At 38.5% G+C, this 11,492-nt stretch carries 11 protein-coding genes; 1 reads left to right on the top strand and 10 read right to left on the bottom strand.

The window, feature by feature from the left end; genetic code table 11:
* Positions 1-88: 88 nt before the first annotated feature.
* From C9J34_RS20680 to pepV, 9 genes are all read right to left on the bottom strand, one after another.
* Entirely contained in the window at positions 89-514 is a 426-nt protein-coding gene (locus C9J34_RS20680) for an NUDIX domain-containing protein (RefSeq protein ID WP_238600739.1), read from the bottom strand.
* A gap of 61 nt (positions 515-575) precedes the next feature.
* Positions 576-1,442, bottom strand: coding sequence for a YtnP family quorum-quenching lactonase (locus tag C9J34_RS20685; RefSeq protein WP_107842057.1), 867 nt, complete (start codon positions 1,440-1,442; stop codon positions 576-578).
* Positions 1,443-1,466: 24 nt separating this feature from the next.
* Positions 1,467-2,108, bottom strand: coding sequence for a tRNA (guanosine(46)-N7)-methyltransferase TrmB (gene trmB / locus C9J34_RS20690; protein WP_107842058.1), 642 nt, complete (start codon positions 2,106-2,108; stop codon positions 1,467-1,469).
* Between the two features lie 108 nt (positions 2,109-2,216).
* Positions 2,217-3,134 carry a diacylglycerol/lipid kinase family protein gene (locus C9J34_RS20695; protein ID WP_107842059.1) on the bottom strand — a complete coding sequence of 306 codons (918 nt, stop codon included), beginning with the start codon at positions 3,132-3,134 and terminating at the stop codon, positions 2,217-2,219.
* On the bottom strand, positions 3,134-4,117 hold the full coding sequence (locus C9J34_RS20700; protein ID WP_107842060.1) for a nuclease-related domain-containing protein: 984 nt from the start codon (positions 4,115-4,117) through the stop codon (positions 3,134-3,136). Before C9J34_RS20700 ends, C9J34_RS20695 begins: the two co-directional genes overlap by 1 nt.
* A gap of 149 nt (positions 4,118-4,266) precedes the next feature.
* A complete protein-coding gene (locus C9J34_RS20705; RefSeq protein ID WP_193769125.1) occupies positions 4,267-5,760 on the bottom strand; it encodes a DUF4179 domain-containing protein in 1,494 nt (497 codons plus the stop codon).
* Positions 5,738-6,298: an RNA polymerase sigma factor gene (locus C9J34_RS20710; RefSeq protein WP_107842062.1), complete on the bottom strand. Its 561-nt coding sequence runs from the start codon at positions 6,296-6,298 to the stop codon at positions 5,738-5,740. Before C9J34_RS20710 ends, C9J34_RS20705 begins: the two co-directional genes overlap by 23 nt.
* Before the next feature lie 92 nt (positions 6,299-6,390).
* Positions 6,391-7,242 (bottom strand): D-amino-acid transaminase, encoded by an 852-nt coding sequence (gene dat / locus C9J34_RS20715; RefSeq protein WP_107842063.1) that lies wholly within the window; start codon positions 7,240-7,242, stop codon positions 6,391-6,393.
* A 21-nt stretch (positions 7,243-7,263) separates the two neighbouring features.
* Positions 7,264-8,649 carry a dipeptidase PepV gene (pepV, locus tag C9J34_RS20720; protein WP_107842064.1) on the bottom strand — a complete coding sequence of 462 codons (1,386 nt, stop codon included), beginning with the start codon at positions 8,647-8,649 and terminating at the stop codon, positions 7,264-7,266.
* A 674-nt stretch (positions 8,650-9,323) separates the two neighbouring features.
* Between pepV and C9J34_RS20725 the strand changes: the two genes are divergently transcribed.
* Positions 9,324-9,545 carry a DeoR family transcriptional regulator gene (locus C9J34_RS20725; RefSeq protein ID WP_042474511.1) on the top strand — a complete coding sequence of 74 codons (222 nt, stop codon included), beginning with the start codon at positions 9,324-9,326 and terminating at the stop codon, positions 9,543-9,545.
* A gap of 66 nt (positions 9,546-9,611) precedes the next feature.
* Here C9J34_RS20725 and C9J34_RS20730 read toward each other — a convergent pair whose 3' ends face one another.
* Positions 9,612-11,096, bottom strand: a complete 1,485-nt coding sequence (locus C9J34_RS20730) for a GGDEF domain-containing protein (protein ID WP_107842065.1) — start codon at positions 11,094-11,096, stop codon at positions 9,612-9,614.
* Positions 11,097-11,492 lie beyond the last annotated feature (396 nt).

An 11,492-nucleotide genomic window follows, 5' to 3' on the forward strand; every position in this document is an offset into this window, starting at 1 on the left:
TAAGTGGGGAATCAACAGCCTGTAAAAACCCGATTGGTGAAACTACCAATCAGTAGGGGTTGAGGAAAACCCCTACTGATTGGTAGTTTCACTTTATCCCCCACGCATGCTGTTGATGTACGACTTTTTCAATCGCAAGAGTAGGTTTTATCCAAATGAGAGAATGCCCTTTTTCCAAAGGTTCACCTACCATTCGCTTTTTCTCACATATGTAAAAATGCCCTTCATTCAAATAATATTCGGCATCACTGTGTGAATAAAAATATTGGTGTGCGTAGCCTAAATAATGTATCGGCTCAATTGCCATACCCATTTCTTCTAGCGCTTCTCTTTGTAAACACATCGCATGATTCTCGCCCTCTTCTATACCACCCCCTGGCAGGAAATAAGCTGCTTCCTTTATTGAAATAATCGCTATCTTTTCTTTTGGCTTATCAAATATAATGGCATATACGGCGTTTCTTTTCACATATTGTTGTGCCTTTTTCTTTTCTCCGAATACTGGTATAGTCATCAAATCCCCCTTTTAGTAATAAGGGCTGCTCAGAAATATACTTTCTGAGCAGCCCAACTTATTATTTAAACGGAATAACCGCCTCATTACTACGCTTCAAGCTGTCGACAACTTCCTTGCCTGTTGCGTCCCACTGAATCATGCGATAATAAGCATCATGATAGAAAATGAATTTATAGCCATTTTCCAAGGCTTCCTTCATTAGCTTTTCCTTTGCGAAAACGCTTGTCATTGGGTAGTCGTCATAGGCCAAGACCCATAGCGGATTTTGGTGTGCATGTGTTGGCATAATGTCTGCCATATGTAGCAAAACTTCACCGTTTTGCTCCAAACGAATAACTACATGTCCTTCACTATGACCGCCTGTGTGTACCATTTTTAAACCAGGTGCTACTTCTAACTCACCTTCGAACGTTTTTACTAAATGCTGAACAGGCTCCCAGTTTTCCTTCCAATAGGTGTTGCGTGAACGGATATTTGGGTTACGCATTTCGTCCCATTCGATTTGCGTCGTATAAATCGTTGCATTCGGGAAGACAGGCACAAGCTCCTCACCTTCCCAGCGCGTCAAGCCACCTGCATGATCAAAATGCAAATGCGTCATTAAAATGACGTCAATGTCTTCTGGCTTCATGTCAAGCTCAGCTAAGCTCAGCTCAAGAGCAGATTCTTCTGATACGCCAAAATTACGTAGTTGCTTTTCGGTTAGTTTACCTGCGCCAACACCCGTATCGATTAAATAATTTTTGCCTTCATATTGAATTAAAATAGGCTCACACGCCAATTCAATTTGATTTAATTCATTGACAGGATATTTGCGCGACCATAGCGCTTTTGGTACAACGCCAAACATTGCTCCCCCATCTAAAGCTGTTACCCCGCCATTTAACCAAAATAACTTCATATCATGAAATACATATTGATCCATTATTTCTCCCCCAATTGCTAACGATTATTTAAATTGACATTCTAAACGATAAATTGGCTGCCCCTTTGCGGAGAATTTCTCCTCATACTCTGTCATCACATTGTCCTCTAGCATATTGGCATGCAAATCAAGAGACACATAGTTTAGTGCCATGCCATAGGCGTTCATGCTCATTAAAGAGTATTCAAATAAGCCTCGATTATCTGTTTTAAAATGAATTTCCCCTTGCTCAATTAAAACATCTTCATAAATAGCTAAAAAGCCTTCATGTGTTAGGCGGCGCTTTGCATGGCGCGTTTTTGGCCACGGGTCTGAGAAATTCAAATAGACACGGCTGACATCGCCCGTTGCGAAATATTCTTGTAATTTTGCGCCATTTACTTTTAATAAGCGCAAATTCGCAGGCTTGTCCGCCTCTACAATGCGCTCAAGTGCACAAACAATAACGCTATCATATAGCTCAATACCGATATAGTTAATATCAGGGTTTTGTAGTGCCATCCCTAGTACGAACTGCCCTTTACCTGTGCCAACCTCGATGTGAATTGGGTGGTCATTCCCAAATACAGCTGCCCAATTTCCTTTGTGCTGCTCTGGATTTGGCAAAATAACATCTTGGTGCTCATTAATAAATTCCTCTGCCCATGGCTTGTTTCTTAATCTCACTTACTTTTCCTCATTTCTTCATTACATCTTTAACTGTACCGAAAGCGAAGCGTTAGATACAGGCTGTAAAACCTAATTGAAGGCTCACTTTATAGTATAACTGATTCATTATTTTTTTGTCGCATACCAACTTAATGGATTTACAGAAAACGACAATTTTTCATTTGGCTCTGTCAATATTTCTCCATCCGCATGGCAATACAGCGTTGCATTATGTGTTATTAGGAATTTTTCACCTTTTAGCTGCGTTACCGCTTTAAAACGAATATGTGTACCCGAAAATATCGTCATAAATAAAAATAATAATTTGATTGCAGATATATTATGTACAACAATCACTTCGAGCATTTGATCGTCTGTTTTAGAAAATGGTGAAAGCTTCATCCCTCCGCCAAAATAGGGCTGATTACATACTGTCGCAAACCAAACATTTTGAAAAGTATGTTGCTCCTCATCATGTGTAATAGTTAACTCAAACGGTTTGAAAATAAATAGTTGTTTAATTAAATAGTAAACATAGCTCAATTTGCCGAACCCTAGTTTACCTAGCGCTCTTTTCAGTGCTGAGTCATTAGCAACCTTCGCAACAGCAGCATCAAAACCAATGCCGCAATTATTCATAAAAGCAAGCGATTCCTGTAACGTCACCATCCCGCAATCTTGTTGCTTTCTTGCAGGTTGTTGTATAAAGTGAAGCAATTCTTCTACAGAGCCAAATGTATCATATGTACGTGCATAATCATTACCTGAGCCTCCAGCCATTACACCGATTGTCACCCACCCACAATGTAGCACACCATTAATCACCTCATGTATCGTACCATCTCCTCCGATAATGACAATACATGTCGGTCGTTTTTGCTGCTCTGCTTCCTGTGCAATTTGCTTGGCAATTTGAAAGCCATGCCCCCTATATTCTGTTGTATGTAGCATATAAGGAATTTCCAATATCGACTGCCAACTTCGCCAACGCTTCAACCCTCTACCGCTTCCTGCATATTCATTCAAAATAATATGAAGCTGCATTATTCGTCATCCTTTTTTTGTTCGCTCCATATATCTCGATGAAACGATGTTGTTTGACTAATCGCCAAAATAGACTGCGCTGCGCGAATTTGCATATGCTTCATTGGCGAAACAGTGCGTTTCATTTGTTGAAGCCATTCCGCATATTTACGCTTATCAATAAATTGCACACCGTGGACGGAGCCTGGATAATCAAAATAACCATTACGTGATAACAATACTTTTCGTATAGGCATTTCCACTTCTGCCTGTTCAAAAAGTTGTCTTACTAATGTTTCCATACGATTTAAACGAATAAATGGATTCAGTGTTTTTTTGTCCTGTTTTCCTACTTTTTTTATCCAAAAGCGCTCACTGCTCCCGACATAGACAGCTTGACTTTCTTCCTCTACAACGGTAATACAAATACATTCAACAGGTGTAACCACAAGAACGTCTAATTCGATTGGCGCTTTTTTCACGCGTAAGATTGGGTAATAAAACAACAAATAATTATCGGGCAAATCTTGCAATAGCGTGCGCAGCAATGTATCGCGCATATATTTTGGGTCGACGTACGATTTTTCACGCAATGTAGAGCTCGCCCATTTCATTTGGAAATGGAAAAATTGGTCCATAAACATGCGTTTAAGCTCATCTAACGTTTGTGGATTATAAACAATATTTGGCTCAAAAAATAACGTTGTTTCCTCATCTAGTATTTCTTCCTCTGCTTCTAGTTCATCTGTCACAAGTTCCTCTGTTTCTTGTTTTTTGGAAGAAAATAATTTTTTCAAAAAACTAAACTTCGGCTTCTCCGTTTCCACAATATCATCTGTCGTATCGACATGCTCCCACTGTTGATTCAATTCACCGCCTGTTTCCCATTGATGTTTAATGCGCTCCCACTGCACTTTTTTTAAGCGGACAAATTGCGTAGGATAACGCGTAAAGTCAATTTCATAGCGCGATATATAGTCTTGTATTTTTACTAATTGTGCCATAATAAAACACTCTCCATTACTAACTTCGTACTCTCTATTGTACATGAATTGTGTGCAAAAAAATATAAAATTGAAATGTTGATGTCTGTAGAAATGTAAATAGCTGTAGGAAAAGTATGCTCGTAACAAGCTTTTCCTACAGCCTTATTTTACTCGTATAGCGGAATTCGTAGTCTGTCCTCTGCCTTTTCAAACGTTCTAGCAGAAATTAAATGCAGTGTGAATTGTTGATCTAAATTATCTAAGCCTTCTACTTTTAATGTTATATTTTCATCACGTGTATACGCAACATCATAATAATTTCCTGCGGCATCCTCTAGTTTAAAGTGGGTGAACTCGTCTTTTATTTCATCTATAGCATAAGCTAAATCTATCGCGATAAACGGCTCCGCTCCTTCCCATTCACCTTCCCGTTGTTCCATCGCTGTAATCGTTATGTTTTTACCATTATAGTCGATGGCCGGCCGTTGCTGGAGCTGTTTGGGATGGAAAGTTATCGCATCACCGCTTGGGACATATCTCACAAATCCTTCAATGACGAGTGTCGGCTTCTCTACTTTAAATGGTTTGAAGCTTTCCTTGCGTTCCCATATAAGCCTATCTTCTGAGAAAGAAGCATTTGCAGATATCTCGCCACTCACTGTGACGTCCTCAAATAAATCAACGTAAGTCCAGTTAGATGCAATCATATCCCCCTGCTCATCTTCAATTGTATAAGCAAGCTCCAAATCGCGATAGGCAGGCTCTAAATTACGAATAGCCGAAGATGGATTTACATACTCCGTTCGATAACGAATTGTCGTAGCTGAAGGTGAATATTCTATACGATCAAAAACAGCTCGAACATCGCCATACTCGTAAACAACATCTTGAAATTCCACTTTCTTTAATACAGCCAATGCTTTTTCAATTGGAAGTAAAATATCCAATTGCCATTTTCCTTTCACGCCAGCGATTTCTTGAATATGCCACTGTAAAATCATATCTTCCTCTATAGCTGATGGCGTTTCAAGTTCAACTAAATGAGCAGTACCTTCCTCTAAGCGTTGCCCACCTCCACCGACAAACGCATCAATTCTCTCTCCTGATGACAATTGGAACACCATTTCCCCCATGACGCCTCCATTGATTGATTCGGCTTGCCCATCAGAATTGAGCACTTTATAAATAAACACGATACGCGTCATATCCACCATGACTTCCTCCACTTGCACCGTATAGCCTTGATTGGTCACCGCATAATCTACCTGCTCGACAAAGCCTGTTCTTTCCGCTTCATTTAAACCTTTATCCACCCTCTCTGTCGCAAATAAGCTCGTTATAAATTGCGCAAAGCTTGGTGTCATTGCTCCCATAATACCGAGTGTGAATAGAATTGTCGCTGCAACAGCAACCCATTTTGCTCTCAAAGACTTTTTCTTTTTATATGACTGAAGTTGCACTAATACCTGCTCATTAAAATCGGCTGGCAATAAAGGCTCCTGCAAGGTTTCCTTCATAAATTGCTCCTCACCCTGAAACAGCTCCACAATTTCCTGACAAATCGGGCAGCTACCTACATGACGCTGTATACTTTGTCGTTCATTTTCCGCTAGTAGCCCATCTACGTATTGCGATAATTTATCTGCGCTCGGACAGTTCATAATAGTCGCCTCCCTTTTGCACTTGTTCACGCATTTTCTTTTTCGAGCGATGTAGCTTGTTGCGTACATCTGATAATGAAATATGTAATAATTCGCTAATTTCCTCATAGGACAATTCATTGCTATAGCGTAATAACAAAATCAGCCGCTCCTGCTCTGGCAGTTTCGCTAGCAACTCTTCTAACTGGCGCCCTCTTTCTTTTTTCAAAAAAATCACTTCGGGGTGCTCCTCCTCGATAAGCTGCCCTTCCTCTAGCTCCTCATTCACGATTTTATATTGCTTTTTACGTAGTTCATCTAAGCAATGATTGATGGCTATACGGTAGAGCCAACTTTTAAACGATCCCGTTTCCTCATATCTTCCAAGCTGTTCGTACACTTTAATAAAAGCCTCTTGCACAAGGTCTTGTGCAAGCTGTGGATTTCTCGTCATACGCAAAATCGTTGCATACAGCGGATTTTTATAGCGATCCATAATTTGCCCATATGCCTGCTGATCGCCTGCTAAAACTTGTTTGATTATGTATTGTTCATCCAAGCAATCTCCTCCCTTCACTTACTATAACGAGAATTGCTATGTAAAAATTTCATAAACCTAAAAAAAATGCAGGCGGCTGCCTGCATTTTTCACTATACGCTAATCGCTGTTGGAATTTTCGCTTCAAATTGCGCTTGTAATTTGCGTGTCCATTCACCGACTTGACCACTATTCACTTGCTGTCCATCAATATCAATGATTGGTGTAATTTCTGAAGTTGTTGATCCAACAAAAATTTCATCCATTGCTAGTAATTGCTCTTTGGTCATTGCCTGTTCCTTTACTGGCAAGCCAATTTCCTCTGCACAAGTTAAAATCACATGACGTGTAATGCCTTTTAAAATAAAATTATCTGCTGGGTGCGTATATAAAATGCCATCTTTAATACCAAAAACATTTGTCGATGAGCCTTCTGTTACCGTTTCACCACGATGTAAAATCGCCTCATAGCAACCTTTTTCAAATGCTTCCTGCTTGGCTAATACTGCACCTAATAAATTTAATGATTTAATATCGCAACGTAGCCAGCGAATATCTTCCACAAACGTTGCTTTTACTCCTTTTTCCAAGTTGGTAACAGGACGTGGCGCTTCCACCGCTGTCCCTGTTAGAACAGGTGCTACTTCTGCACTTGGGAAAATATGATTACGCGCTGTTGCACCACGTGTAATTTGGAAATAAACATGACCGATGTTAATTTCATTCGCTTCCACTAGCTCATGTAGTAATTGATGTAATTTATGCTTCGTATAAGGAATTGTTAAACGAATCTTTTCAGCGCTTAAATAAAAGCGATCAATATGCTCTTCTGCTGTAAATAGTTGCCCATTATACACTTTGATTACTTCATAAATACCGTCACCAAACTGATAGCCACGATCCTCTTTATTTACGACAACTTCCTCATCTGTAACGATGCGATTATTTAATAAACTATACCCCATCATATCTTCCTCTTCTCATCTTTATTTACTTGCTAATTTGACAATTGCCTCTGCATAAATTGCTGCCGCAGTTATTAAATTTTCTACGTCAACAAACTCGTCTTTTTGATGCGCAACATCGGCTTCACCGGGGAACAACATGCCAAATGCTACACCTTTATTTAACACGCGGGCATATGTGCCACCACCTGTTGATAACACTTGTGAAAAATCATTTGTATACTTTTGGTAGACAGCGACTAATGTTTGTACAAGCTCATCTTCCTCAGGTATGTAATGTGGTGCTGAATCACTTGCTACATCTAATGTGAAATCTGCTTGCGCAAGTACTTGCTGCGCAGCCGTTATTTTTTCTTCAAACGAATATGTTACGGCATAGCGCATGCTCACTTCGATTGTGCCACCGTTCGCATCAAACTTAATAATTCCTGGATTTAATGTTGTTTCACCAGACATCTCATCACGGTAATTTAATGTTAATGCTGTACCAAAATGATCCTTGCCAAAAACGTCAGCAATAAACTGTACAAATGTTAAGCCATTACCTGTTAGCTCTGTTGTTAAAAACTGCGCTAACAATACGGCTGCATTGACACCCTTTTCAGGTTCCATTGCATGTGCTGATTTTCCTTTTATCGCTATTATATAGTGGTCTTGCGCCTTTGTTAAAGAACCTTCAGTCTCATTTTCTTGTAAAAATCTTTGGAAATTTGTAGCACCATCTTCAGAAACGGACACTAATTTTGCCTCAGCCGAATCCGGTACCATGTTAATCCTTTTGCCTGCAGTAAATGACAGTAACGTTTCATCCGCAGCTGCTTTATTTTTTTGAGAAAAGATGAGATGTGCGATACCTTTTTCTGCATTAATTAAAGGAAAATCCGCATCTGGTGCAAAGCCAATTGTCGGCATTTCTTCTTTTTCAAAGTAGCGATTAACACAGCGGAAGCCACTCTCTTCATCCGTCCCAATAATCATGCGCACACGCTTATCAAGCTTGATGCCACTGTCCTTCACCATTTTCATCGCAAGCCATGCAGCTATTGTTGGCCCTTTATCATCAATCGCACCGCGCCCAAACAATTTACCATCAACGATGCGTCCTTCAAATGGGGGATATGTCCAGCCATCTCCAACAGGTACGACATCTACATGACATAAAATGCCTAATAGTTCCTGCCCTTCTCCCATCTCAATATGACCAGCCATATGATCAATATTTTTCACCCGCATTCCTGCAGACTCACCTTTATTTAACATAAAATGTAACGCATCAAGTGGCCCTTGTCCAAAAGGCATATCGGGTGTTGCATTATTTTCATCTAGCACGCTTTCAATTTGAATGAGCTGCTGTAATTCTGACAGCAATTCTTCTTTACGCTCCTGTGCAATCTGTAACCAATTCATGTATTCCACCTCATTTTCTAATATCGTCTATTTTACGCCTTCTCCATGAAAAAACAATGGGCTTGTCTAAAAAGTCGTAATCACTTTTAAAGAACGAAAAATCCAATTGATTTATTCATTGAAAGAAAAGGTGATGAAGCAAATGTTTTTGAAATTTATAGCTCAAAAGTAACGATTCGCCCGCAAGATAGCTGAATTCGCCCGTTAACAAGCAAAATCCGCCCGTAAGACAACTATTTTCGCCCATTAACAAGTGAAATTCGCCCGCAAGACAACCCATTCGCTTAATTAAGCTCAAAATAGGCGCGTGTCTAAAAAGATGCTACTTTTTTGGACACCCCCACGTTTTTATTTCGATATAGTATGTGTAATGAATAGTTATATCACACCGCAATTTTTTGTTTTGAATGCTTATTTATTGGCATACTATATGTAATAACATCAAAGCATCCTCTGTAAACAATAAGTAAAATTTTTATGAAATCATTCTAAACTAATAGAATTTATAACGAATATACGCTATAATCATATTATCAGAATATTTGTTCTGATAGATTACTTTTGAAAAGGGGCTGTCTGGGGCATAAATAAAAAGCCTACGTGCACTCCGCACATATTGTCGTCCGCTAGTCTTTGCCATGAGAATTAAGATCGAAGGAGTGGTTCACTTAATGATGAAACCAACTACTGATAGAATGCTTAATCGTATTAAAGACGTGTATATGTTTATTCTTACAAAAGGAGAAGTGTCTACACAGGATTTAGTCGAAGAGTTCAACATCACTCCTCGCACCATTCAAAGAGATTTGAATGTGTTAGCCTTCAACGACTTGGTTATGAGCCCAAGTCGAGGTAAATGGACAACGACGAAGAAAAAAGTAAAACTGACATCCTAGTTTCACCTTTATAGGTGAACGTAACAAAAAGAATGCCCTTTTCGTCGGGGGCATTCTTTTTCTGCATTATAATTCTTTTAAGGAATAGCGATCTTTCCCAGCATTTTTTGATGCATAGAGCGCCTCATCTGCTCTAGAATATAAATCTCGCTCTGTTTCTTGTAAATCTGTTTGTAGCGTTCCACCAATACTTAGTGATAACAATTGCCATGCTAAATCGCTGCCTTCTCGTCTTTGTCGAACATCCCTTATTGCCTCATTTGCAATGCGCTCTAGCTTGTCAACCGTTGCATCTTTTACTACGATTGCAAATTCATCACCGCCGAAACGAACAACCAATCCTTCTTTTCGAGCAAGTTGCTCCAGCATTTTAGCAAGCTCAACTAAAACCATATCCCCTTTTATATGGCCATAGCGATCATTTACTTGCTTAAAATTATCTACATCAAATAGCAATAAGCCAATCTTCTTCTGCTGTGTACGCCTTAATAGTTTTTCAACTTGTTCTAAATAAGTTGCTCGATTGTAAACTCCTGTTAATGGATCTCGCTCTGCTTGTCTTACGGTTTTCATTAAAATTAAATTTAGCGCCACAAGTGCAATGAGCGACGTGAGCATAGCTACACCTAAAATAAAATAAAACTGCTGTGTATTTACTTTCAGCCATGCTAATTCTGTAGCATTATTATATTTCAGGAAAACAATCCGCTTTGTAGAATAACTTCTATTTTGCACATTATCATATGGTAAAAAGCGGTATGTTTCAATAACGCCCTCCCCCATCTGCTTGTCATATTGCACAATATTCGATGTTTCTAGCGCCCGTTGAAAAGCTGCTTGAAAATCAGCGTCACTATCTTTAACGGAGCCTCGTTCGCCGTTAGAGCCACTTAAATATTTACCTGCGCGGCTCATAATTTTCACTTCTAATAAATCATCATATTCTTGCGGTAATTTAGTTGCAATATCAACAAAATTGAAATTGTTAAATAAAGCAATCTCCTTTGCTGGAATACCTATCTCCATTAAGTATTTATGATCTGGAGTAGCCAAATAACTGTATTTCCACATTTCATTTGTTTGTGTAGAAATATCAATGCCTTCCGTGAAAAATTCGCCACTCTGTCTTCTCTGTGTAAGAACACGGTCAAATTCTGCACAGCAGTCTTTAAAGCTAATTCCTAAATCTGTCCTATACGTTGTATGAATAATTGTATTCGTATCATCTAGAATATATATTTCCATACCATGCTCACTCTTCATTTGCTCTAAATCCCATGATAATATATTGGGATTTTCCTTATATAGTTCAGCCATTTGGCGCAACTCTTTTTCAACCGTTTTAGAAAGCTCCTGCTCTAATTGATGCTGCACAATATCAATCGTTTCTAAATTATCTAGAATTTGATTCTCAATCAATGACCAATTAACTTTTGCCCGTTCTTGAATATCATTTTGTATTAATTTGCGATTTGTTTGTGTCACAACGGTTACTAAAATAATGGCAAATATGATAAGAGATAAAAAAAGCTTAATATGCAAATTTTTCATGTTAAACACGTTCCCTCATTAAGATTTAATTCTTATAATGAATAATATATGGTAAAAAGCTTTGTACTCTACAGGGAATTCTACTTCTCTTATCAAAAGAAGTTATAAGAAAAATATTACTCAAATTTCCATATCGATAAATGAATATTCACAAATTATAAATATTTTCCTATCAAAAGCATCTTGATTTTTTGGTTTGTTGAATTATTATAAAACATGAGCAAAATATTATCAAAAGGATATATAAGGTAATTAAACAAGCATAAAGGCTCTATTTTTTTCATTATTCCGACTATATATGACATTCGCTAAAATTAATATATATCTTTTCACCTATTCAAACAAAATAAAAACCACCAGTAGAACTGGTGGTTTTCTCTGCGCGTGAAACGCTGG

The organism is Metasolibacillus meyeri (assembly GCF_003049505.1).
Lineage (GTDB): Bacteria > Bacillota > Bacilli > Bacillales_A > Planococcaceae > Metasolibacillus > Metasolibacillus meyeri.